The organism is Dietzia aerolata (assembly GCF_014144865.1).
Lineage (GTDB): Bacteria > Actinomycetota > Actinomycetes > Mycobacteriales > Mycobacteriaceae > Dietzia > Dietzia aerolata.
In genome coordinates this window covers 14,231-37,806 of sequence record NZ_JAALDM010000319.1, presented here as the reverse complement: position 1 = coordinate 37,806, position 23,576 = coordinate 14,231, and the positions used below count along the sequence as shown (strand labels likewise).

25 protein-coding genes, 1 pseudogene and 1 riboswitch are annotated in these 23,576 nt (G+C 66.6%); of the genes and pseudogenes, 16 read left to right on the top strand and 10 right to left on the bottom strand.

All coding sequences use genetic code 11. From position 1 onward, the window contains the following. Nucleotides 1–70 precede the first annotated feature (70 nt). The 3 genes from G6016_RS15920 to G6016_RS15910 all read right to left on the bottom strand — a co-directional run bounded on the left by G6016_RS15920 (nt 71) and on the right by G6016_RS15910 (nt 2,538). Nucleotides 71–967, bottom strand: coding sequence for an alpha/beta hydrolase fold domain-containing protein (locus tag G6016_RS15920; protein ID WP_182633572.1), 897 nt, complete (start codon nt 965–967; stop codon nt 71–73). A gap of 49 nt (nt 968–1,016) precedes the next feature. Then, a complete protein-coding gene (locus G6016_RS15915) occupies nt 1,017–1,361 on the bottom strand; it encodes a cupin domain-containing protein (RefSeq protein WP_182633571.1) in 345 nt (114 codons plus the stop codon). A gap of 337 nt (nt 1,362–1,698) precedes the next feature. Further along, nucleotides 1,699–2,538, bottom strand: coding sequence for an SDR family oxidoreductase (locus tag G6016_RS15910; RefSeq protein ID WP_182633570.1), 840 nt, complete (start codon nt 2,536–2,538; stop codon nt 1,699–1,701). Between the two features lie 121 nt (nt 2,539–2,659). Between G6016_RS15910 and G6016_RS15905 the strand changes: the two genes are divergently transcribed. Then, nucleotides 2,660–3,109 (top strand): DUF1622 domain-containing protein, encoded by a 450-nt coding sequence (locus G6016_RS15905; protein WP_182633569.1) that lies wholly within the window; start codon nt 2,660–2,662, stop codon nt 3,107–3,109. A 13-nt stretch (nt 3,110–3,122) separates the two neighbouring features. On the opposite strand, the gene G6016_RS15900 is transcribed toward G6016_RS15905, so the two are convergent. Beyond that, a complete protein-coding gene (locus G6016_RS15900; protein WP_182633568.1) occupies nt 3,123–4,172 on the bottom strand; it encodes an Lrp/AsnC family transcriptional regulator in 1,050 nt (349 codons plus the stop codon). 157 nt (nt 4,173–4,329) lie between these two features. Between G6016_RS15900 and G6016_RS17025 the strand changes: the two genes are divergently transcribed. Next, nucleotides 4,330–4,539, top strand: coding sequence for a hypothetical protein (locus G6016_RS17025; protein WP_206682327.1), 210 nt, complete (start codon nt 4,330–4,332; stop codon nt 4,537–4,539). A gap of 9 nt (nt 4,540–4,548) precedes the next feature. Then, nucleotides 4,549–5,508 carry a dipeptidase gene (locus G6016_RS15895; RefSeq protein WP_338403646.1) on the top strand — a complete coding sequence of 320 codons (960 nt, stop codon included), beginning with the start codon at nt 4,549–4,551 and terminating at the stop codon, nt 5,506–5,508. A gap of 117 nt (nt 5,509–5,625) precedes the next feature. On the opposite strand, the gene G6016_RS15890 is transcribed toward G6016_RS15895, so the two are convergent. Both G6016_RS15890 and G6016_RS15885 read right to left on the bottom strand, forming a co-directional pair. Further along, a complete protein-coding gene (locus G6016_RS15890) occupies nt 5,626–5,766 on the bottom strand; it encodes a hypothetical protein (RefSeq protein WP_182633567.1) in 141 nt (46 codons plus the stop codon). 72 nt (nt 5,767–5,838) lie between these two features. Then, on the bottom strand, nt 5,839–7,218 hold the full coding sequence (locus tag G6016_RS15885; protein ID WP_241730375.1) for a glycoside hydrolase family 1 protein: 1,380 nt from the start codon (nt 7,216–7,218) through the stop codon (nt 5,839–5,841). Nucleotides 7,219–7,439: 221 nt separating this feature from the next. Between G6016_RS15885 and G6016_RS15880 the strand changes: the two genes are divergently transcribed. The 3 genes from G6016_RS15880 to G6016_RS15870 all read left to right on the top strand — a co-directional run bounded on the left by G6016_RS15880 (nt 7,440) and on the right by G6016_RS15870 (nt 8,756). Then, entirely contained in the window at nt 7,440–7,658 is a 219-nt protein-coding gene (locus G6016_RS15880) for a hypothetical protein (protein WP_182633566.1), read from the top strand. Then, nucleotides 7,651–8,016, top strand: coding sequence for a transcriptional regulator (locus G6016_RS15875; RefSeq protein ID WP_182633565.1), 366 nt, complete (start codon nt 7,651–7,653; stop codon nt 8,014–8,016). Before G6016_RS15880 ends, G6016_RS15875 begins: the two co-directional genes overlap by 8 nt. A 206-nt stretch (nt 8,017–8,222) precedes the next feature. Further along, complete coding sequence (locus G6016_RS15870) at nt 8,223–8,756, top strand: DUF4234 domain-containing protein (RefSeq protein ID WP_241730374.1); 534 nt, start codon at nt 8,223–8,225, stop codon at nt 8,754–8,756. A 246-nt stretch (nt 8,757–9,002) separates the two neighbouring features. On the opposite strand, the gene G6016_RS15865 is transcribed toward G6016_RS15870, so the two are convergent. Continuing rightward, complete coding sequence (locus G6016_RS15865; RefSeq protein WP_422110497.1) at nt 9,003–10,202, bottom strand: 50S ribosomal protein L11 methyltransferase; 1,200 nt, start codon at nt 10,200–10,202, stop codon at nt 9,003–9,005. Nucleotides 10,203–10,324: 122 nt separating this feature from the next. Between G6016_RS15865 and G6016_RS15860 the strand changes: the two genes are divergently transcribed. Beyond that, nucleotides 10,325–10,585: a hypothetical protein gene (locus G6016_RS15860; protein WP_182633563.1), complete on the top strand. Its 261-nt coding sequence runs from the start codon at nt 10,325–10,327 to the stop codon at nt 10,583–10,585. Here the strand turns inward: G6016_RS15860 and G6016_RS15855 are convergent. From G6016_RS15855 to G6016_RS15845, 3 genes are all read right to left on the bottom strand, one after another. Further along, a complete protein-coding gene (locus tag G6016_RS15855) occupies nt 10,552–12,702 on the bottom strand; it encodes an FAD-dependent oxidoreductase (protein ID WP_338403643.1) in 2,151 nt (716 codons plus the stop codon). The genes G6016_RS15860 and G6016_RS15855 overlap by 34 nt on opposite strands. A 164-nt stretch (nt 12,703–12,866) precedes the next feature. Next, nucleotides 12,867–13,613 carry a hypothetical protein gene (locus tag G6016_RS15850; protein ID WP_182633562.1) on the bottom strand — a complete coding sequence of 249 codons (747 nt, stop codon included), beginning with the start codon at nt 13,611–13,613 and terminating at the stop codon, nt 12,867–12,869. 515 nt (nt 13,614–14,128) lie between these two features. Beyond that, on the bottom strand, nt 14,129–15,271 hold the full coding sequence (locus G6016_RS15845) for a TRAFAC clade GTPase domain-containing protein (RefSeq protein ID WP_182633561.1): 1,143 nt from the start codon (nt 15,269–15,271) through the stop codon (nt 14,129–14,131). Nucleotides 15,272–15,744: 473 nt separating this feature from the next. On the opposite strand from G6016_RS15845, the pseudogene G6016_RS17750 reads away from it, so the two are divergent. The 9 genes and pseudogenes from G6016_RS17750 to G6016_RS16920 all read left to right on the top strand — a co-directional run. After that, nucleotides 15,745–16,617: pseudogene (locus tag G6016_RS17750) on the top strand (molybdopterin-dependent oxidoreductase); the annotation flags it as partial. A gap of 142 nt (nt 16,618–16,759) precedes the next feature. Further along, a complete protein-coding gene (locus G6016_RS17745) occupies nt 16,760–17,605 on the top strand; it encodes a molybdopterin-dependent oxidoreductase (RefSeq protein WP_338403642.1) in 846 nt (281 codons plus the stop codon). Nucleotides 17,606–17,609: 4 nt separating this feature from the next. Further along, nucleotides 17,610–18,443: an SURF1 family cytochrome oxidase biogenesis protein gene (locus tag G6016_RS15835; RefSeq protein WP_182633560.1), complete on the top strand. Its 834-nt coding sequence runs from the start codon at nt 17,610–17,612 to the stop codon at nt 18,441–18,443. A 147-nt stretch (nt 18,444–18,590) separates the two neighbouring features. Then, nucleotides 18,591–19,439 carry a 3-hydroxyacyl-CoA dehydrogenase gene (locus tag G6016_RS15830; RefSeq protein WP_182633559.1) on the top strand — a complete coding sequence of 283 codons (849 nt, stop codon included), beginning with the start codon at nt 18,591–18,593 and terminating at the stop codon, nt 19,437–19,439. 32 nt (nt 19,440–19,471) lie between these two features. Beyond that, entirely contained in the window at nt 19,472–20,743 is a 1,272-nt protein-coding gene (locus G6016_RS15825; RefSeq protein WP_182633558.1) for an NAD(P)/FAD-dependent oxidoreductase, read from the top strand. Nucleotides 20,744–20,963: 220 nt separating this feature from the next. Further along, a complete protein-coding gene (locus G6016_RS15820; protein ID WP_182633557.1) occupies nt 20,964–21,230 on the top strand; it encodes a DUF1295 domain-containing protein in 267 nt (88 codons plus the stop codon). 148 nt (nt 21,231–21,378) lie between these two features. Next, a complete protein-coding gene (locus G6016_RS17585) occupies nt 21,379–21,510 on the top strand; it encodes a hypothetical protein (RefSeq protein ID WP_277815173.1) in 132 nt (43 codons plus the stop codon). Nucleotides 21,511–21,527: 17 nt separating this feature from the next. Next, a riboswitch (TPP riboswitch) is annotated at nt 21,528–21,622 on the top strand. A 56-nt stretch (nt 21,623–21,678) separates the two neighbouring features. Further along, the gene (locus G6016_RS15815) at nt 21,679–23,073 is read left to right on the top strand and encodes an LLM class flavin-dependent oxidoreductase (RefSeq protein WP_182633556.1); all 1,395 of its coding nucleotides are present in this window, start codon (nt 21,679–21,681) and stop codon (nt 23,071–23,073) included. A gap of 155 nt (nt 23,074–23,228) precedes the next feature. Continuing rightward, nucleotides 23,229–23,576 (top strand): hypothetical protein (locus G6016_RS16920; protein WP_194306210.1); only part of this gene is annotated, 348 nt, incomplete at its 3' end.

Here is a 23,576-nt window from a genome sequence, read left to right as displayed (position 1 = left end):
TGGCCGGGTAAGACAAAAGATAATCGTTTGTTAGCCTGGCAAACTCTCGGCGTTTCCGGTGCTGCGCTTGTCAGTCCGCCGGGGGCGCGGCCAGGGCCGAGGTGATGAGTCGACGTGCCCGTTCGCCGCTGGCCGTGGGAAGCAGCGGATAGTCGTGCAGGCCGCCGGGCTGCTCGTGGTACTCCACCTCGACACCCGCCTCCTTGAGATTCGAGGCGAGAAGGCTCGCATCGGGGTTGAGGATGTCGCGGGTTCCGCTGAAGATCACGACGGGACCCAGGCCTGCGAGGTCACCGAAGAGTGGGCTCACCAGGGGGTTGGTGAGTTCCAGGTCCCCGCGCCACACGCTTGACAGGTAGTGGCCGCCGGGCACCGCGAGCCACGGATCGTCCGGCTGTACTCCCGGGATGCGGGGGTTGGACCACGTCAGGTCCGCCGCCGGGGAGATGAGAACGGTCCGACTCAGCGTGACGCCGTGGCTGTCGCGCAAGACTTGCGCGGCGGACAGGCTGATCTGGCCCCCTGCCGAGTCACCGGCCAGCCGGACGTCCCCGTATCTCTCGCGGGACTCCAGGGCGATGTCGACGGTCTCGGCCACCACGGTCGCGGCGGTACCGACCGGGATGAGTGGATAGATCGGGACGACGACGGTGGTGCGCGACTCGATGGCGATCTGGGCGATCAGCTTCCAGTGCTGACGCACGATCTCGTTCACCCAGCCGCCACCGTGGACGAAGACCACGCAACCCGACGGCCTCGCCCCGGACGGCACGACCGTGTAAACCGGCCATCCCTCGCGCACGGTCATCGAGACGTCGACACCGCGCAGTCTCGCGGGCGGGCCGAAGGGGCGCGGCTGACGCGCGACCTTCTCCGCGTGCGCCTTCGCCGCCTCCTGCGTGAGGAAGACCTTGTTGCGGCCCGTCACACGGACGAGCCACGGGATGAGATTCTCGGGGACCTTCACCGGTCCGTGCGCCTCGAGAAGATCGGGCCCATGCCGTCGATCATGCCGTTCAGGACCGTGAGTCCTGTCCCTGCTGGCTCGTCACCGTGGTCAGCAGAAACACACTGTCCTCGAGTGCCAGCACCGAGTGCCGCTCGTGGGTGAGAATCCACAGTTCTCCCTCGCCGAACTCGCCCTGGGACTCCTCGTCCAGATCCACACGGACGCGGCCCTTGAGGACCTGCAGGCTCGCGGCCGGCGGAGAGTTGTGCTCTGCCATCCGCGTTCCGTTTCGCAGGGCGATCACCGTCTGGCGCAGTGGGCCGTCGTGCGCGACGAGCTCGGCGCTGCGCCCCCGCTCCTCGGCGAGAGCGGTAGCGAGGTGCGAATCGGCCAGTTCCTTAATGTTCGCCATGAATGACCTTCCCTAGTTGTCCAACACCATGCCCGCCGTTACAGGCGCGCACGGCCCTTCATTCCAACGTACCCACCCGGGACACCTCTTCGAGCCGAGAACAGCGAGGCTATCCGGGGAAACCGCTGGATCCGCTGGTGAAAGTCACTCCCTTGTGGCCCGGAGGCCACGGGGGGCGACCGAAGGGCTCCCGGCGAGACTCAGTGCAGGGAGGTCGACGCCGCGCGACAAGCGAAATCTGCCGGAGAGCAATTAACGCCTCATCGACCAGCTAGCTCGGGCCCCACGTCTCACCGGGCACTCCCCTCCTACATAGCCGCCTCAGGCCGCCCGATCACTACCCCTCCTCCGGCATGACGCCGCGGAGTCCGTCAGCGCCGAACAACGGCTCGAGCATGGGGGTGAAATCGGGACCGCGGCGCAGCATCTGGCCACCGTCAACGTTGACGACCTGTCCCGTCAGCCAGGTGGACTCATCGCCCAGGAGGAATGCGGCGAACTTCGCGACGTCGTCGGCCTGACCGATTCGCGGGATCGGGGTATTGACGCGGTAGTCCTCGGCGATCGCCGGATCATCCAGGATCGGGGCGACCAACTCGGTCTCGATCAGTCCGGGCCGGATGCCGTTGACCCGGACATTGCTGGCGCCGAGTTCGTCAGCGGCGAGCGCCACCATGTGGTCGACCGCCGATTTAGTGGGGCCGTAGGCGCCGAACCAGCGGTGGGTGTTGCTGGCGGCGATCGAGGAGATCGCCACGAACGAGCCGCCGCCTCGGGCCACGAGTGCGCGTGCGGAGTGCTTGAGCGTGAGCATCATGCCGTTGACGTTGAGGTCGACCGTGCGCTTCCACGCGTCGGTGTCCATCTGGGTGAGCGGGCCGATCGTCTCGCTACCGCCAGCGCAGGCCACCACGCCGTCGAGCCCACCACCGTGTTCGACCGCCGCCGCGACGGCACCGGCCACAGCGTCCTCGTCGGTCACGTCGGCCGAATGCGCCAGGACCTGGTCCGGGCGACCGACCAACTCGCCGATGCGGCGCGCGGTGTCCGCCAGCCGGTCGGCGCCGCGCCCGACGATGGTCACTCGTGCGCCTCGCCGTGCAAGTTCTTCTGCGGTGCCGGCACCGATCCCACTTCCGCCGCCGGTGACCAGTACAGATTTCCCCTCAAAGCTCATAACGGCAGCGTAGAACGTGTGCCAGTATTGCGTGTGCGATTCGCGCACTACAGCCTCCCCGGCCGATCCACGCAGCCTCAATCCGCTCCGGCCGACACGACGTCGTGATAAGCCACTGTTTATGGACTTCCAGGAATCGATGGAGTTGGTCGGGCAGGTGATCGACGCGGCGGGCGTCGCCGCGATCGTGATCGGCGCGGTGGCCGCCACGATCATGGCCGGCCGGGGCCTACTGCGGCGCGAGCCGGGCGTGTACAAGGAGTTCCGCCGGTTCCTCGGACGGTCCATCCTGCTCGGACTCGAACTACTGGTGGCGGCCGACATCATCAAGACCGTCGCCGTCACCCCCACCCTGAACGACGTCGCCGTGCTGGCCGCAATCGTCGTGATCCGAACCTTCCTCAGTTGGTCGCTGGAACTGGAGATCTCCGGCCGCTGGCCGTGGCAGAAGGAGGAAGCGTCGGAGGGCGAGTCGACGAAGAAGCAGGGGAAGGCGACGGAAAACGCGCCCGAAAAGGAGTCGGGCACAACGCCGGGTGGGACGCCGGACAGGGCCTCCGAAACCGCCTGACCACCCGATGCAGTCAGACTTGCGACTCCGCGCCACTCGGCTGTCCGTACGGGACCAGGGTGCCCGTGTTCCGCCCGGTCTCGTCGAGGACCCACCCGAGCCGTTTCACCTGGTGCAGCACGATTGCCGAATCCACCACCATCAGCGGTGCGAGTTCCCGCTCGAGCATCTCCTGGATCCGCATCGCGTCGGCGGCCGAGCGGTTCCACGTCGTCACCATGAGGTTGGGGGATCCCGGCATGCTGACGACCTGCCGCACCGACGGCTCGGACCGCAGCCGCGAAACGCTGCTCGCCATCTGCGCCATCGGCACCTGGCACCACCACTGCACGATCACCGGCAGGCCAATCGCGCCCTGCGCCACGTCGCAACGGAACGTCATGGCGCCCGATCCGACGAGGGTGGCGAGTTGGCGCCGGGTGGTCGACAGGGGGCGCCCGGTGATGCGAGCCAGGTCGGCCGCGCTGCGACGACCGTCCTCGGCGAGAGCCTCGGCCAGGTCCAGGTAGGGCTCCGCCCACGGGTTGACGGAGGTCGCCCGGTCTTCGCGCTCCCCCACCCCTGCGGGCCCCGCCTTCCGGCCGAGCCTGGAGACCGCGCGGGAGTCGAGCCCTCCGATGCGCCACTGGTTGGCCCCGAGGTGGAGCTGCCCCACCAGGTGGGTCCGCATCCCGGTCAAGCCGTCCAGCCGGGGCAGGTGGTCGAGAAGCATCTCGGCGAGGTCGCCCTGGGACCGGCCCGCGAGCGTCGCCACCACGCCGTACTCCCGCGAGGCGATCTCGACCGTGACGGCCATCGGCAACGACGCGAGCTCCCGGGCGAGCGACATCACCCGGCCCGGCCCAGAGGCGAGTTCGATGATCGCCAGGCGATTCCCGTGCACCCCGTCCACGGCGGGATAGGCCATCACCCAGGACAGGCCTTCCGCCCGCAGCCGCGCCCACCGCTTGGCCAGGGTGACCGGCCCCTCGCCGAGCGCGTCGGCCAGTTCACGCCACGACGCGCGCGGACTCAACTGCAGCGCGTGGATGAGCGAAATATCTTCCTCATCGAGGTCGTCCATAGCGGATATATATCAGGATCCCCCGCAGGCGATCGGTCCTTACAGATTTTCGGCCACAGTCGACTTCCCGAGGATTCTTGATGTCAACGAAGTCCACCCCGGAATCCGACCGCAGAAGGCGCCTCGGACCCGGCCAGCCAGATAAGGACACGAGCCAATGAACCGTCGAATCGTCTTCTCCTCCCTGATCGGCCTACTCATCCTGATCATCATTGCCGCGACCACGTTCTTCATGGTCGGGCCCGCGGTGATCGAGGAGGGCCGCAACAAGATCGTCCCGGCCACGATGCCGGAGGTCACCGCCGAAGCCCAGGAGCTCCATGACACGCTACAGATCGTGGACATGCACTCCGACACCCTGATGTGAGATCGGGACATCCTCGAGCGTTCCGATCGGGGCCACGTCGATGTCCCCCGCCTGAAGGAGGGGAACGTGGCGCTGCAGGTGTTCTCGTCGGTGACCAAGTCACCGAAGGGACAGAACGTCGATGGGAACGACGACGACTCCGACAACATCACCCCGTTGGTAATCGCCCAAGCGCAGCCGCCTCGCACTTGGTTCTCGATGACGGAGCGATCTCTCTACCACGCCGAGAAGTTGCAGACCGCGGCGGACAACTCGGATGGTGAGCTGATGTTCGTCAAGACCAAGGGCGATCTCGAACAGCTCATCGACGAGCGGGTGGCCGGCAACGACGTGACCGGGGCGATGTTCTCGGTGGAGGGCCTGCACAACCTCGAGGGCGACATCAGTAACGTCGACCGTCTCTACGACGCCGGAATGCGGATGGCCGGGTTCGCGCACTTCTTCGACAATGACGTGGCCGGCTCCATGCACGGTGTCGAGCGCGGCACACTGACCCCCTTCGGCGAAGAGGTCTTCCACACCCTCGAGGACCGCGGCGTGATCATCGACCTCACCCACTCCAGCCACGAGGCCGTCGCCACGATGCTCGAGATGGCGACCAACCCGGTGGTGTTGAGCCACGGCGGTGTCCAGGGCACGTGCGACAACAACCGCAACGTCACCGACGACGAGATCCGCGGCGTCGCCGCCACAGGCGGGGTCGTGGGGATCGGCTACTTCGAGAACGCGGTGTGCGAGATGAGTGTCGACGCGGTGGTGGACGCGATCGACCACGTGGTGGCGATCGGCGGCATCGAGACCGCCGCGCTGGGTAGCGACTACGACGGCAACGTCACCGTCGGCTGGGACACCAGCAAGATCGCTTCCATCACCCAGGTGCTGATGGACCGCGGCTACTCCGAGGAGGACATCGCGGCGATCATGGGCGGCAACACCCTGCGGGTCATGCAGCAGGTCCTGCCGGCCTGACACAGCCCGGGCAGCCCGGGTCACCTTCCCCGACTCTGACGCCTCCCGAACAGCGATCCCCCGGCGCGCGAGCCTCACTCGCGAGCCGGGGGATCGCCCCATTTCAGACCGTCGGCGTCAGGACCCGAACCCGAAGCGGCTGGCCAGGTACGGAAACCAGCCCATGCACTCGGGCGTCAGCGCCATGCAGGTCATCTCGTCCGGGCCGGGGCCGAACAGGAAACGCATCGGATCCTCGATCGAACCTTCTGGGAACATCAACCTCACTCCTCACAGTGAATGTGTTGTCCTGCAAGGAATATCGGCGCGGCGGCGCCATTCGTTAACGTCTCACCCCGCCAACGCCACCCGCGGCCCCTCGACCGTCACCGGATTGACGCACGAGTCAGGAATGGTCGAAAGTGAGCACCAGCCACCCGGGAGCACCGGACGGTAGTCGGGCCCCACTCCCCCGTTCGCGATGATCTCCCGGTACGCCTCAACGCCCGTAGTGGGCCTCCGCTCGAGCGCCGGGTCGGTGAGCACATCCACCTGGTAGAGCCCGAATCGCGGCGCGTAACTGCCCCACTCGTAGTTGTCGACGAGCGACCACTGGTTGTAGCCGATCACCGGGTAGCCATCTGCCACAGCCCGCTGCAGCCAGAACGCGGTGTCGCGCAGGAAGTCGCCGCGGTCCACGCCGTCGGCTCGGGCGCCGTGGTTGGTGGGCATCCCGTTCTCCACGATGTAGATCGGCTTGCCCGGGTACGAGCGCGCGTAGTGGGCGATCGCCTCGTAGATCACTTCGGGCTGCGGCCGCACCGCCGCGAAATCGTCCCACGCCGCATTGATCGCGGTGAGGTTGTTCAGCGCGACGCCGTAGTAGTAGTCGATGCCCACAAAGTCCACGACGTCGGCCACGCGGTCGCCGATGAGGGTGTCGGTGAAGTCGGTGGCGAGCGGCAGGTAGGCCTCGTTGATGGTCACCATCGCGTCGGGGTCGGCGCGGTGCGCGGCGGCGTAGCCCAGCCGGTGCGCGGCCACGATCTGGTCGAGGAACCGCCCGAAGTCCTGCGGTGCGACCTGCCCGATCGTCATCTCATGCTTGAAGAACACCAGCGGTTCATTGAGCGTGACCCACATCGTGCCGTCCCCCGCCCACCGCTCGGTGATGAGGTCCGCGAATCGCCCGAATGCCGGCACGGCCTCGTCCGAGAGCATGCCTCCCCGGTCTGCCAGCCAGCCGGGATAGGTGAAGTGGACCATGGTGATCATCGGGACCATGCCGTGTCCGTGGATGGAGTCGATGATCCGGTCGTAGTGGGCGAGGGCCTCGTCGTCGTACTCCCCCGGCGCCGGTTCGATCCGCGCCCACTCCACGCTCAGCCGGAAGGTGTTGACGCCCATCTCGGCGGCGCGCGCGATGTCCTCGGGATACCGGTTCCAGAAGTCCACCGCGTCACCCACCGGATCCACCTCGCCACCGGGCGAGGTGGCGTCGGTGTAGCGCTTCCAGTTGGAGTCGGGGTTCGAGCCCTCGACCTGGAAGCCGGAGGTGGCCACGCCCCAGTGGAAGCCCTCCGCCACGGGCGCGCCCGGCCCGGCGCCTGTCGCCTGCGCACCCGCCCGCGGCGCCTGCGGCAGCACGGCGACGAGCATCACCGCGGCCAGCGCCGCCGTGAACCTGATGATGATCGATCGGTCCCCGCTTGCTCTACTCCCCCGACTCATGCGGGCACTGTAAGCAGATATGCAGGCGTTTCATGCGCAAAGTGGGTATTTAGCGGCGGAAGCGAAAAAGTCCGGGAACGCGTGTGACGAACCGGGGACTCGCGACGTCTTAGTGGTGTACCTGTTCATCTCAGGCCGGCCCGTCGCCGGCATGGCCGCCCGTGAGGTACCCGGCGTCTACGACGTTGATCCGCGACGCCGTGGACGCTGTACCGGGCGCCATGAGTCTGCGCATATCCGTCGACCACGCCGAGCATCCCGAGTGGGGCACCCGCGGACTGCCGGAGCGGGTGCGGTGCCGGGTGTCGCTGTCCGCCGCGAGCCGCGACCTGCGGGCACTGGCCGACGAGGTCCGCGCGTCCGTCGTCTCCGAGTGCGTCCGCGAGCTCGACCTGGGCGGCCTCACCGTTGATGTGCACATCGAGGATCTCCATGACTGAGCCACAGAAGACCACCGAGGCTGCCGCTGCCGAGTTTTCTCGCCCAGGGCCTGCCGCTGCCGACCTGCTCGCCGTGGTGACGTCCGTCCCGGGCGTCCACGCGATCGAGCCGGGGCTCGGCACGGCACTGCGCACGATCGACGCCCGCGTCCGCCGCAGTAGTGCCCGGACCGCTCACTTCGGGCTGCACATCGACACCGCCGAGGGCACCGCCCTGGTGGAGGTGTGTCTCGACCGGTCGCGGCCGGTGCGCGAGGGGGTGCGGGACATCCAGCTCGAGTTGCGCCGGGCGCTTTCCGCTCAGGCAGGCCAGACCGACGCCGAGGTGACGGTGCGGGTGCAGTCGCTGCAGCGGTGACACGCCGCCCGGACGTCGAGGAGCCCGGCACCGTGTCGTGAGTGCGAAGCTTCCAGGATCCATGAACCGCCCGCCGAGAGAATCTCGAGCAAGGTCCTCCTACACGGTGACGACCGCCAACATGTCGGACTGATTTTGTACGGTTCACGTGCTTGCGCAGTCGTAGCGCGACCGCAAGGCCCGGAACGCCTCTCGAAGGACAACTTATGACCAATCCTGTGAACAACCCGGACTATTCGGGGCAGTACGCCCCGGGGCAGTCGTCTCAACACCCCTACCCTGCCGCCCAGTCGCCGGCGTCGGTCCCCGCCCACTACGGGACCGCACAGCCCCCGGCAGCGATGGGGCTGCTCTTCAAGGAACGCAATCCCATCATCACCTGGCTCGTGTTCCCGATCATCACGCTCGGGATCTACGTTTACGTCTGGTACTACAAGATCCACAAGGAGATGGCAGAGTTCGACCGTCGTCGCCAGGCTCCCGTGGCCGGACCCGTGTTGGTGCTGTTCTTCTTGGGCTGGACGGTAATCGCGCCTCTGGTCAGCTTCTATAACACCGGGCAGCGAATCCAGAACGCACAACGTGCGAGCGGCCTCCAGCCCACCTGCTCGCCCATCCTGTCGTGTCTCCTGACCTTCGTGTTCGGTCTGAACATCCTGTACATGCAATCCGAGCTGAACAAGATCGTCGACCGCTACCCCGGCGCCCCCGAGGGGGCCCAGGTGCCGCTCTACGTCTGATCCGAGCCGCTCGCCAGTGACTATGCTCCGGCCCCTCACGATCGAAGGGCCGGGGCATCGGGCGTCACGCATGCGAACGCGACGATCGATGTGTCGACAGTGACAAGTAGTCTGTCGCGCCCGACCGCGGCCACGCCGCCCACGAGACCATCGGAGATCTCACGGCGCTTCAGCACGTACAGCTGACAGGTTCTCAGCAGGCATGGACCTAGTGGTCACCCGCAGTTCCGCTCCACCCGCTGGCGCTCACGACCGTCGCGCGGCCAGCCGCCACAGCATGGTCCGCTCGCGCGCCCGGGCGGCGTGGAGCGGATCGGCCTCGTCGGTCGCGCGCGGATGTCGCGGGGTCGTCTCATGAATGCCGGCGACAGTCAGCCCTGCGTCGGCGATGCGCTGGAGGAACTCCTCGCGGGTGCGCAGCCCCAGAAGCTCGGCGAGGTCAGACAGGATCAGCCATCCCTCGCCGTTCGGCGTTAGATGCCGGGCAAGCTCACCGAGATAGCGGTGCAGCACGTCGGACTTCGGGTCGTAGATGCCCTGCTCCAGCGCCGACGTCGGGCGGCCCGGGATCCAGGGCGGATTGCACACCACGACGTCGGCACGCTCCGGGGCGGCGGGCCAGAGATCCGCCTCCTCCACCCGCACGCGATCCGCGACTCCGAGACGGTCCGCGTTATCGATCGCGCACCGCACCGCGCGCGGGTTGATATCTGTCGCCACGACTTCCCTGGCTCCGCGCCGGGCCATCAGGACCGCGAGAACTCCCGTCCCCGTGCCGAGGTCAAAGGCCAGCGGCCGGTCGACGCCCTCTGGCCACGCCGCGTCGGCGACCAGGTCGATGTACTCGTCACGAGTGGGGGCAAAGACGCCATAGGCGGGATGAATGCGCTCGCCCAGGGCGGCCACCTCGATGCCCGTGCGGTGCCACTCGAATGCGCTGATCACCCCGAGGAGCTCCGGTAGCGAGACGAGCGTCGACTCCCCCGGGCCTTCGCTGGCCGGCGTCCCGTATGCGTGCGCGCAGGCCTCTCGCACGTCGGGCGCTCGACGCAACCCGACCGCGTAGTCGGGCTCGAGTTCGATGAGGATCTTCCCCAGGACGGCCGCCCGCTGGGATCGCGCCAGCCGATTCGCGTGGAAGAGGTCGCCGGTCTCGACGCCACGAGACGACTTCGGTGTTTTCGACGACTTCGACGCCTTACGGGAGGCCTGCTTCTCCAGCCGCCGATCGAGGGCACGCATCAGTTGCCGGGCATTGTGGAAGTCGCCTCTCCAGAGCAGCCCGGTGCCTGCCCGCGCCATCCGGAGGGCGCTGTCCGCGGCGATGTCGTCGTCGATCACCACAATGTCCCGCGGCGGCTTGGCGCCGTTCTCCGGACGCCAGCCCGCGCGGCGCCGCGTTCCGCCCTCGCTCCAGGTGATGGCCGTCATGAGGCGCTCAGGCACGCGTGTACACAGCAGATGTCGGCATCCTCGTAGATCGCGGCCAAAAACTTGCTTCCACCTTCAAGTTATAGCTGGTAGGGGGGGCTTGCGGCAAGGCCGGGGTGGGGGCGCACACTAGCGCGATGCCCTGCCAGAACGCCTCCGCCTTCGCCCTTCCGGACCACCTTGCCCACCAGGCCGATTCGACGCTGATCGGCGCCGACGACCGTCGCTTCGTCGCGATATCTCACGTCCTCGACGAGAAGGTCTCCGTACTCTCCCCCCGCTTGGACTGGCGCGGTGAGATAACCCGCCAAGAGGAAACAAGCCCGGATGTCCCGCCAGCCAATGAATCCGCCCGCTCAGATCGTCAGCCCACCGTCGCGACCTTCCACGCTGAGTGAATGGCGCCGTGGATGTAGCCCACGTCGCCGGCGTCGCCGATGACCTCGCAGTCAACGCCCGCAGCACGAAGCGCATCGGCCAGCGGCGCCGCGGCGGTGGTGCCGTCAGCGTAGATGACCATGTCGGCGGGCGCGGACTTAGCGTTGCCCTTGGCGTCGGTCCACTCCACGCTCGACTCGGTGATGCGGGTGACCTTCACGTTGCGCTTGATGTCCACGCCGTAGTGCTTGGCGTGACGCACTGCGGTCCACCGGCGGGGCATGGCCAGAGGCAGACCCAGCTGCTGTGAGTCGTGCAGCAGCGTGACGTTCCGGTCGCGCTCGCCCAGGAATTCCGCGAGCTCCAGGCCGACCAGCGAGCCGCCGATCACCACGACGTTCTTGCCCATCGGCAGCGCGATCTTGGTCAGGCGCCGGATCCACGAGGGACGCTTGGTGATCCCCGACAGCCGGCCGAGCTTCCCGGCAAGCCGCAGGAAAGTTCCGGCTTCGTCAGCGGTAGCGGTACCCAGCATCGTGGCGCGCAGCGAATCGCCAGTGTGCACGTGTGGCAGCTTGCCGCCCGGGATCTGCGGGGCAGGCCGCACCGCGCCGGTCGCCACGATCACGCGATCGGCACCGAGCGCACGCACGGTCTCGACCGTGGCCTCGGTGTTGAGCCGCACATCGATGCCCAGCTGTTCGATCTTGGCCTGGTAGTAGCTGATCAGCGGCTCGTTGGCCGGGGTGGTGAGCGTGGAGAACCACATGGTTCCGCCCAGGCGGTCGGCCTTGTCCAGCACGGTCACGCGGTGCCCGCGCTCGGTCAGCACCACGGCCGACTCGAGTCCGGCGGGTCCGGCGCCCACCACCACGACGTGCTCGCGCTTGGGCGCGGGTGTCAGCGGCAGCAGCCCCTCATTGCCCAGCGGCGGATTGACCGCGCAGAACGGGGTATCGTCGAAGAAGTTCTCGGCCACACAGAGGTAGCAGTTGATGCACGGGCGCACCAGCTCGGGCGTCCCAGCATTGAGCTTGTTGGGCAACTCCGGATCGGCGAGCAACTGCCGACCCATGGCGGCGAAGTCGATGTTGTCGTCGTCGATCCCCTTCTCCGCCACCTCCGGCAACATCCGTCCCACGCCGATCACCGGCACCGACACGGCCTTCTTGATGGCCGCGGCGTTGTCCAGGTAGGCACCGACGGTGTCGGGTAGGGGGCCGTCGGTGAAGTTGTCGAACGGGTTGCGGCCCCAGCCGGTCACGTGGATCGCGTCGGCGCCGGCCTGCTCGAACAGCTGTGAGGCCAGGATCGCCTCGTCCAGCTCGAGCCCGCCCTCCTGGCCGTACTCCTGCCCGGCCACGCGCACGATCACCGCGAGCGTGTCCCCCACGCGCTTCTTGACGGCCTCGATGACCTCGCACGCCAGTCGCGCCCGGTTGACCAGCGCTCCCCCGTATTCGTCGGTGCGCTGGTTGTCTCGCCGGTTGAGGAACACGCCCAGGATGTAGCCGTGCGCGACGTGGATCTCGATCGCGTCGGCGCCGGCGCGGGCGATGCGGTCGGCGGCCTCGGCCCAGGTGTCGATGAGCCAGGCGATGTCCTCGTGGGTCATCTCCTTGTAGACCGTCTTCTTGCCACCGGTCGCCGCGCCCATCTTGCCCAGCTCCTCGGGCGTGCTGTCGGCGAGCGCGGAGTAGTCATAGTCGTAGTCCGGCATGCTCGGCGCGATCACGGGACGGTCGTTGGCCACGTCCACCCGCGCGACCTTGCCGTGGTGGGTCGACTGCACGCACAGCTTCGACCCGGCCGCGTGCACGGCGTCGGCGAGTGCCTTGAGACCCGGGATGTACTTGTCATCCGATAGCCCCGGCTCTTTCATGGACGCCGCACCCACCGGGAACGCGATCGCGCACGCGCCGGTGATGATCAGACCGGCACCGCCGGCTGCGCGGGCGACGTAGTGGTCGATCTCCCGCTGCTCGATCTCGCCGTCCTCCGAGACGTTCATGTCCATGGCGGGCAGAACAATCCGGTTGGCGGTCTCCATCGGGCCGATCCGGCCGGGAGAGAGCAGGCGAGGGTACGACGAGGGCGAGCGGGACGTGAGGGAGGACAGGGACGACAGGGTAGCCACAGTAGGAAGGTTACGCCGTGGTTGACGGGTGTCAAGAATGGGCGGGGGAAGGCGTGCTGAAGTGCGCTGGCGGGGGCGGAAACGCGCGGGAAGGGACGGTAACGGACGGGAAGGGGCGGGGAGAGGCGGGAAGGCGCGGCCCGCTCCCGAGGGGCGGGTGCCCGCTACTCGCCGGCGTAGCCCTCCGAGCACGGAACGGAGCCCGAGTAGGCCGCCCCGCTTCCGCCGGTCGAGTGGACCGACACGTTAGCTCCGTCCTCGGCATAGAACGCCAAGGTCAAGTTGCCCTCGACCGGCTGCTCATCGCGCGCCGGGGCGTATCCACGGTCGACCAGCAGTTGTTCGATTCGCGGCCACAACTCGTCGGGAATGGACCCGCCAAGGGCCATGAACTGCGGGGCCGAGTATCGACCCTCGCCCTCGTCACACATCACGATCTCCGCCTCCGCCACCTGCCGCCACGACGAAGATGGAATGGCCTCGTCCAAGATCCCCCGCAGCGATTCCAGGGTCGAGTCCATGTTGTTGACGGCCGATTCAAGCGGCGAGCCGGGCAGCAAGGGCGCCTCTCCCGCGGTCCCTGACGGCGCTGCATTGTCGCCGGCGCCGGCGTCAGCACCAGCGCCAGCATCAAGGGCGGCCGCCCCGGGCGTGGATTCAGACTCGCCGGCAGCACTGGTGGCACCGGGCTCACCGGGCGCGTCTGCCGCTCCAGCCGAATCGGACCCACCCCCGGAGCACGCCGCCGTCAGCGCGAGTAGCGGCACCACCATCGCGGCGGCGACCATGCGCCTCATGGTCACACGCGACCGGAAGGTCTCGCGGCTGCGCCGGATGGTGGAGGTCGGATCCTCGCCGCGGACGCTCTCGGATAGGTTCGCTGAAGTAGCCACCTGGGATGAGTTGGTCACGTCCAGAGCGTAAGTCAGCGTCGAGGAACTGCGTGACCTTCACTCAGCCTTGGCATCGGTGCGATCCACCCCACTTGGGTCGGAAGTCGATCAGACGCCAGGGCTGCTTTCGCGATCAGCGCAGCCATCCAGGGCCGATTATCACTAGCTTTGACAGGTCCCGATGCAGACGAGCCTTACCGTTCAGCCGGGCGGTGCCGCCTCGCCCCACGCAGCGCCGTACTGATCTTTGACCAGCGGCCACACGACAGCCAGACCATCCTCAACGGAATCGACACGATCCGCGAGGCCGCCCCACAGCACAAACTCGTGAGAAATGAGCCGCCCCGCACTATCAGTGCGGTTTTCCGGATCCGAGAATCGGAGGCCAACACACTCCCCGACACGGACGCACGTCGGATTCTCCGGTCCTGCTACATCCATGACGGACTCGAACTTGATCAGCGGGTCAGTCTCACCGCCGTTCTTGAGGAACCGAAATCCCCAGTCACGGCCGCGGGTAGACCATATGAATGTCACTGAATACTCCGAAGCAGGCGTCCAGCTTTCTCCGCATCCTCGAGATCGATCTTGAAGCTAGTGAGGAGCGCACCCAGCACATCGCCCTTCTCGCGCGCAACCTTGTTTGCTTCTCGAAGACTAGTCCCAGCCATCTCCGCAGCGTCATTGATCAAGGAGGGGCCAAGCAATGTAACAACCGCCGCAATAGGGCCTGGGAGCTTTTTCTTGTTGACGAGGAGCGCGGTAGTCAGGACCCCAGCACTCTTGAGAAGCACTTCAGCAAGCTTCCCAGGTAACTCCAAGGCCTTAACCCACTTCACGTGACGCTCGAACGGCAGAATTGCCGCGATCGGAAGCAAGAGATCCGTTCCGATACTAAGGCTCAGGTCAATCTTCTTTGGCTCGAAGGTGCCAGCGGAAAGGAGAACATAGTCGTCACCTACGGAAAGTGCGTCCGGCGTCGTGACGAAGGACCCGATGACGTCGCGAAGTAGCTCCAGTTCCTCGCCTGCGTTCTCGACCACGATGTCTCGAAGGCCAACAACGTCAACATCTGGAAGCAAGTCCGATTTAGATAAGGCAAGCATCCAGATTCGAGGGAACCGATCCAACTTCTTGCCACTGTCAAGGATCTCGTCACGCAAACCATGCAGCGTGTTTCGGAAGGTTGTAAAGAGCTGTTTGAGGTATCTCGACTCTTCGCCCTTGTTGTCCAACAGCTTCTGCCCGTCAATCAAAATCATCGCGACGTCAGATCCGAGCAATGCCTTAAAACTCGATATCTGGCGAGCTCGCAACGAAGCACTGTCGTCTCGTCGGCCTTCCCACCACTCACCGGGATAGTCGTGCCACACGAGATTTAGGGCATCCAAGTAGCCACCGGCAGCCTCTTTAGTCTTCTGCGCCTTGACTGCGAACCGGAAGGAGTCCCACTTGTGCTTGTCCTGCTCTGGCAACTCAGCCTTGTTGCGCATACCAAGGTAGTTACCGTGAAGCTTGGTGCCCTGCCTAGAAGTCAACGCGATGATGTTGAACCCATTCTTCTTTACATTCGATGGTTCCTGCGCCGCACCGTAGAAAGACGATAGAAGTACGGTTTTGCCGCTCCCGCTTTCACCAAACACCGCGATATGCTGTTCCAACTTGGGACGGCCCATCTTGACACTCCTGTCGAGTCAACTTTTCTGCCGTGCGCGGATCAGGCACGGCAAATTGCTACCGCCTCAACAGCGCCGAGCCGGCATCCTGCGAATCGTAACCCCATGGGCCGACGCCATTCTGACTCTTGCCTCGAGGTCGGACTCATTTTCACAAGGAAGTCCTGGCCGGCTCGATTGAAATGTCGCCGTCATCGCGCCTATGCTCGCCCTCCACGCCCTGGCCTGGGCGACCCGCTCGCATCGTCCCGGGTGGGAGTAGGACGGTACGACGACGACAACGCCACCCCTCACCCCACTTCCACACCACTCCCGAACCGCCCCACGCGTCTTCCCCCAAGTAGGCAATCGGGCCGGAAACCCCTCCCTCTGTTCGCCCTCCCCGTACATAAATTCTCGACACTGTTTCGTCCATCAACGCGTTCGACCACAGCAGTTCGCCCTCTGAACCTGTTCGATCCCAAGGACGTGACATGGCACCGACCGAGGACCCCTCAACCGCCGGCGGAGCGACTCCGCTCTCCCGCACGACCGGCCCGCAGCCGACCGGTCCGCAATCGAGCGGCCGGAACCTGGAGCAGCTCGCCGACACCACCGATCGCCCGCAGCCGTTCGCCGATCGCATCTCCGCGGAGAGTTTCGCGGGCGGCATCCCGCAGAACCGGGCCACGCTCCCGCAGATCCGCATCGGCAAGCGGTGGATCAGACCCACTTGGCCGCTGATCGGCCTGACGATCGTCGGACTGCTGGTGATGGTGGCGATCGCGCAGCAGTTGCGGATGTATCCGTGGATGCAGGACTTCCTCGCCGCCTATCCGGGCGCGTCGACGAGTTTCGCGCCGGCGGTGGATTCCGGTTTCCCGGCGTGGCTGCGTATTCAGCACCTGCTCAACGCGGTGTTCATGCTCTTCATCATCCGCGCCGGCTGGCAGATCCTCGCCGACCATCCGCGGTTGTACCTCAACGCGGGCAGCCGCCCGGGAACCGATTGGCTGCGGCTGCGTGGGCCGATCCCGGCGGACCGCCTGGACCAGAGTCAGGCGGACAGGGTGTGGACGGCCAAGGAAGATGCGGTCGCGCTTCCCAAGGGCATCGGAATCCCCGGCATCCGCCACTCGATCGGCCTCGCCCGGTGGTGGCACTTCACATTCGTGTTCCTGTGGTTGATCAACGGCATCGTCTTCATCGTGCTGTTGTTCGCGGCGGACCAGTGGCAGCGCCTGATCCCCACGTCGTGGGATGTGTTCCCTAACGCCCTGTCCACGGGAATCCAGTACGCCTCGCTCGACTTCCCCGCGCATGAGGGCTTCACCTCGTTCAACGGCCTGCAGATCCTGGCGTACTTCATCACGATCTTCATCGCGGCGCCGCTGGCCCCCATCACGGGTTTGCTGCAGGCGCCGTCTCGCGGCCAAGCTCGGCACCGCCATCGGTCCGCTGAACCGCCAGGTCGCGCGCACGGTGCATTTCCTGGTGATGTGCTGGTTCGTGTTCTTCATCCTCGTCCACACGGTGACGGTCTTCATCACTGGCCTGGTCGGCAATCTCAACCACATCGTGCTCGGCACCAACACGCAGTCGTATGTGCCGCTGGTGGTGTACATCATCGTGATGGCGGTGATCGTGATCCTGTCGGTCGGCGCGAGCCCGTTCACGCTGCGGTATCCGCGGGTGGTAGCCCGGGTCGGCAAGTTCATGATCGGCTGGCTCAAGGCGCTCATGGAGTGGTCGACGCCGCGCAAGCAGTACAGGGAGAAGGACATCTCGCCGTACTTCTGGCCCAACGGCGCGCTTCCCACGTCGCAGGAGTACCAGGACCTGCTGGCGGGCGATTTCAAGGACTTCTCGCTCCAGATCGGTGGCCTGGTGGACAATCCCACCACCCTCACCTGGGCCGAGCTGATGGCCTTGCCCAAGAACGAGCAGATCACGCAGCACTACTGCATCCAGGGCTGGTCGGCGATCGGCAAGTGGGGCGGCGTGCGGATGTTGGACATCATGGAGATCGTCAATCCCAAGCCGGAGGCCAAGTGGGTGGTGTTCTACTCGCTGGCCGACGGCGCGGAGGGCCCGGCGCACGGCCGCTACTACGACTGCCACCGGCTCGAGCACATGCACCGCGACACCACCATGCTCGCGTACGAGATGAACGGCGAGCGCCTGACCGAGACGCACGGGGCCCCGCTCCGCCTGCGCAACGAGGACGAGCTCGGTTTCAAGCAGGTCAAGTGGGTCGAGGCGATCGAGTTCGTCGAATCGTTCGAGCACGTCGGCTGGGGCCAGGGCGGCTACAACGAGGACCACGAGTTCTTCGGCTACCGAATGCCGATCTGACCCGGTGCCCGCCCCGAACTCAGCCCCCACCTCCGCGCCCTCCGCCCTGCGGGTGCTCCTGCGCCCGGGGTGGATCGCGGCGGCGCTGCGGGTGGTCGCGTTCACTGTCGCGTGTGTCGCCGTCCTGGCGCCGTGGCAGTTCGGCAAGAGTGAGCAGGTGGATCAGCGCCGCGAGGTCCTGCACGGTGCCGGCTCGGCGCAGACCCTCCCCCTCGCCGAGGTGCACCCCTCGGATGCCGTCGTCGCGCCGGAGGACGAGTGGCGGAAGGTCACCGCGCGGGGGCGTTTCCTGCCGGATCACCGGGTAATCGTGCAAGGCCGAATGGACGCAGGTGGCGGCTCTACGCACGTAGTGTCACCGTTTGTGGTGGAAGAAATATTTGACGACGACGACAACCCCACCCCGCCGATCATCCTCATCAACCGTGGCCCCCTCGATGAGGACTCGGCCAGCGACGCCGACGACCTCTCGACGGCATCCATCCCCGCCCCGCCACCTGGGACCGTCGAGATCACGGCACATCTGCGGCAGGCCGAGCAGGCGAGCCGGTACGCGCCCGCCCGGAGCGAGAGCGGCTCGGTGGTGGTCTCGGCGATCGACCCGGTCCAGCTTTCAGACGCCACCGGCCTCGCACTGGCCCCGTTCTACCTCCAGCTCACCGCCGACCAGCCGGGGGCGCTCGGGGAGCTGCCGTTGCCGAGCGGTGAGTCGTCGAGTCCGCATTTCTCGTACGGGGTGCAATGGCTCGCGCTGGCCGCGGCGGCGCCACTGGCCCTCGGCGCCCTCGCCAGATCCGACGTCCGCCGGGAGCGGGATCCCCTCACCCAGCGCATCTGATCCACATCCGCAAACGCCATCTGAGCACCCCACTCCACTAGCCACAGCACCCTTCTCACCATCCCGGACATGGCACTATCAAGTTTTGTTAACGTCCCAGATGTCGGCGTCGCTGACACTCTCCCCCTCTAGGAAAGGTGCACCACCGTGGAAAACCTGACCGTCCTCGGAACCGGCGTTCTCGGTTCGCAGATCATCTTCCAGGCCGCCTACTCGGGAAAGAATGTCGTCGCGTACGACATCAGCCAGGAGATCCTCGACAAGCTGCCCGCCCGCTGGGAGCAGCTCAAGCCCTCCTACCTCAATGACCTCAAGGACGCGACGCCGGAGAAGCTCGACGCCGCCGTGTCCCGTATCCGTGCAAGCGCGGACCTCGCCGACGCCGTCAAGGACGCCGACCTAGTGATCGAGGCTGTCCCCGAGCGCCTGGACATCAAGCAGAGCACCTGGGAGAAGGTCAGCGCGGTCGCGCCGGAGAAGACCATCTTCGCCACCAACTCCTCGACCCTCCTGCCGAGCGCGATCGCCCCGTTCACGGATCGGCCGGAGAAGTTCCTGGCCATGCATTTCGCCAACCAGGTGTGGATCTTCAACACCTGCGAGGTCATGGGCCACCCCGGCACCGACCCGAAGGTTTTCGACGCCGCCGCGGAGTTCGCGGAGCAGATCGGCATGGTCCCGATCCACATCCACAAGGAGCAGCCGGGCTACGTCCTCAACTCGCTCCTCGTCCCGTTCCTGGAGGCCGCCGCGAAGCTCTGGATGCGTGAGATCGCCAGTATCGAGGACGTCGACAAGACGTGGCGCATCTCCACCGGTTCGCCCATGGGCCCGTTCCAGATCTACGACATCGTGGGGATGATGACGCCCTACATGCTCAACAAGGACAGTGATGACCCGGAGATGAAGGCCTTTGCGGACAAGATCAAGTCCGACTTCATCGACAAGGGTTACCTCGGAACATCCACCGGTCGCGGCTTCTACACCTACGGCTGACGTTGGCCAGAAAAGACTGAGGTAACGAAGCCATGACCAACGCGACCAGTAACTACCAGGTCATCATTGTCGGCGCCGGCTTTGCCGGCGTGGCAGCAGCCAGGCGGCTCGGCAAGGCGAAGATCCCAACACTGCTGATCGACCGCAACAACTATTCGCAGTTCCAACCCCTGCTCTATCAGGTGGCCAGTTCGCAGCTCCCGCCGAGTGACGTAGCCGAGCCGCTGCGCGCGATCTTCCGCAAGCGTCCGAGCGTGCGCGTGTTGACCGCCGAGGTCACCGCTATCGACGCCGCTGCACACACGGTCACAGTGGACGACGGAACGGTGTACTCCGCTCCGACACTCGTGATCGCCGCCGGCGCCGTCGTGAACTTCTTCGGTACCCCCGGCGCCGCCGAGCACGCGTACCCGCTGTACTCGGTCAGCGATTCCACTCGCCTCGGAGCGGCGATTATCGAGCAGTTCGACAAGGCCGACGCCAGGGTGGCCGCCGGCGAGGCGCTCGACCCCACGAACATCGTCGTGGTGGGCGCCGGGCCGACCGGAGTCGAGATGGCGGGTGCGATCGCAGAAACCATCAACTCGGTGGTGCCGCGAACGTACTCCGACGCGGTTCGCGAGGCCTTCACGGTCCACCTCGCTGATCTGGCCAAGACGGTTCTCGGCCCCTTCACCGAGGAACTTCAGCAGTATGCGCAGGAGCACCTCGAGGAGCTCGGTGTTCAGCTGCACCTGGGCACCAGCGTCAAGGAGGTGCGCGCCGACGGCGTGACGCTCTCCGACGGCGAGGTCCTGGCCGCGCCGATCGTGATCTGGGCGGGGGGCCTGCACGCACAGCCCGTGGTCGGGCAAGCGGGCATCACGCCCGGCAGGGGCGGCCGACTGAATGTCAATGACGACCTCACAGTTCCCGGTTTCCCGGGCGTCTACGCGCTCGGGGACGCGGCCAACATCCCTGACGGTGCCGGTAAGACGCTCCCCGGCCTGGGTGCGGTGGCCAAGCAGGCGGGGGCGTGGGCCGGCGAGAACATCCTCGCCGACCTCAAGGGCACACAGCGTACGGCGTTCGAGTACCACGATCGCGGCTTCATGGCGATGATCGGTCGGATGGCCGCGGTGGCGGAGGTCGGCAGATCGCACAAGCAGCTCCACGGGTCGCTGGCATTCGCCGGATGGCTCGCAGTGCATGATGTCCTGCTGCCGTCGGCACGTCCCCGCTACAACGCCCTGGTCAACTGGGTACGCGACTACTTCACCGAGGACCGCACCGAGTTCATCGTTGGCGACGCCACCCGCACCTGAGATGTCGCCGGCGCATCCGTCACCAGCTTCTGACGGATGCGCTGGCGTCAGGAGGGGCGCTCGCCACGGCACGGAACCGCCTTCGGGGTCCGCGCGCAGTCGTCGAGCGCCGAGAGAGGGTGCCCGCTGGTCGGGGGGAGGTGGCGGGGACGACGACGAGGTGGGCAGTCACTGAACATACGCGGCCCATCCGGTGTACCTGCGGTGCCGAATAGCGGACATGGACCAGGTTCCTCACTCCCCCGCCTACTTCCGCGTTGGGATCGCCGGCCCGGACATAGCGGACGTGTTCACCGGTGCGCCTTCCACAGCGCCCGCCGAGGAGACGCGGCCGAACTCGCGCTTGCCGAGCTACTTCGATGACGCCAGCGTGTGGTGGAGCAACTGGGTGGCGGTCGCGGCGACGGGCTGGGGCGCGCTGGTCGTCATTGCACCACTGATCGCCACGCACTTCCTCGTGTGGGCGGTCGGCACCCGACGGGGGTGAATGATCCGACTTCCCGAACCGAACCGCGACCGGGCGGAGCGCAGGGACAGGACGCCTCGAACGCCGACCGCATGACTACGCCCGGTAGACGAGCTCTATGGCGTTGGCCCGGTCGTCGTCGCATGGGCACGAGTAGGGAGAGGCGTCGGTGGGTCACATCAGGTACGGCCTCTTTGCCGCGAAGTCGGCGACGGGCCTGCGCGTGGCCGATGCGGGCGCGGTGGTCACCGCGCGGCAATCCAGGCGGCCCCTGCTGGCCGTCACCGGCAAGGCACGCTGACGCCGACGCGTAGGCTGAGGGGCGACACGGGGTGCCCTGGACGGGGCTGAGATCACACCCGAGCGAACCTGATCGAGTTAGCACTCGCGGAGGGATGTCATCGGCGTAGCCACGGCTGCTCCTGCTCGAGCGGTGGTCACCCCTCACACGACCACCGCAAGGAGAACCATGGCTTCGCGACCCGACGCTGCGCACGATCAGCACACCCGGAGGATCAGGTTCAACGCCTTCGCCATCAACGGCGTGGGGCATCAACTCCCCGGGATCTGGCGGCACCCGGCTGACCGGTCGCGGGACTATCGCGACCTCGAGCACTGGACTCGTCTCGCCCGGCTGTTGGAGGGCGGGTTGTTCGACGGACTCTTCCTCGCGGACGCGTTAGGTCCGTATGACGTCTACGGCGGGAGCAGCGACGCTGCGCTGCAGACGGCGGCAAAGATCCCGATGAACGATCCGATGATGCTCGTCAGTGCCATGGCTGCGGTGACGGAGAACCTCGGCTTCGGCATCACCGCGAGCACCTCCGCTGAACACCCGTACACCTTCGCCCGGCGGATGTCGACGCTGGACCACCTCACCCGGGGCCGGGTGGGATGGAACGTCGTGACCGGCTACCTCAAGAGTGCCGCGCAGAACCTCGGCGAGAGCGACCAACTCTCCCATGACGAGCGCTACGACCGGGCGGACGAGTACCTGGAGGTGCTCTACAAGCTGTGGGAGGGCTCCTGGGAGGACGACGCGGTGGTGCTCGATGCGGAGCGGGACATGTACGCCGATCCGGCGAAGGTCCACCCGATCCGCCACGAGGGAACGTACTTCGCGGTCCCCGGCGTCCACCTCTCCGAGCCTTCTCCGCAGCGGACCCCGGTCATCTATCAGGCCGGCGCGTCCGCGCGGGGAATCCGCTTCGCGGCCGATCACGCGGAGGCGATCTTCGTGGCGTCCCCGACCATCGGCCAGACCAGGGACCAGGTCAGCCGGATCCGGGACGGGTTGGAGGCCGCCGGCCGCGGGCGGGATGCCGCACGCGTGTACGCGCTGCTCACGATCGTTGTGGATCAGACCGATGGGGCGGCCGCTGAGAAGTACCGAGACATCTTCTCCTACGCCTCCGAGACGGGAAATCTGGTGCTCAACTCGGGATGGTCCGGGATTGATCTATCCCGACGGGACCTCGACGCAGCCATGGACCCGGTCGCAACAGAAGCGATCCAGACCACTGTGTCGAGCCTGTCGGGGGCCTCGGACGCCGACGGACGATGGACGTTGCGTGACAGCGCCCGGTTCAACGCGACGGGCGGACCCGTGGTGGTGGGCTCGGCGGTCACCGTGGCCGACGCCCTGGAAAGCTACATGGCGGAAACGGACGTCGACGGTTTCAACCTGGCCTACGCGCTCAACCCGGGCACCTGGGAGGACGTCATTGAGCATCTCGTGCCCGAGCTGCAGCGCCGGGGACGGTATCCGCTGGACGCGAAGCCCGGCACTCTCCGAGCCCGGATGTTCAGGCACGGCGACCGCCTTCCGGACTCCCACCGCGGGGCCACGTACCGCCGGGGGTGAGACCTGGCCGGTGGCTCAGGTGGAGTGCCGGGTGACAGCCCGGGCGTCGGGACGCGAAGGGGGACGACGACGACACCCTCCATCGCTCCCACCGCACAGAATGCGGACCATCGGATTCGGCTCTTGGACGTGCGATCGATGCGACGATGTCCGGTATGCATCAGAGGCGATCCGTGGTAGTCGTCGTCGTTCTCCTCACCGTTGTTGCCGCGGCGGTCCTCGTGTACTCGGGCGTCCGGCAGACCAGAATCGTCGTGGGCGCGGAACCCACCGGCGAGGTGGTCGCCAAGGGACTCTTCGGCGCCAACCACCGGTACCCGTTCGACGCGTTCGGCTCGTTCACCCCCGGCGGCGAGCCGCAGCAGCGGCTGGTGGCCAACGCACGGTCGACCGGGGTGAGCATGCTGCGCTATCCCGGCGGTACGGTGGCCAACACCTTCCGGTGGACACGGGCGATCGGGCCACGTGAGGACAGAGGCTGCCAACCCGGCGGCGGCGACGGC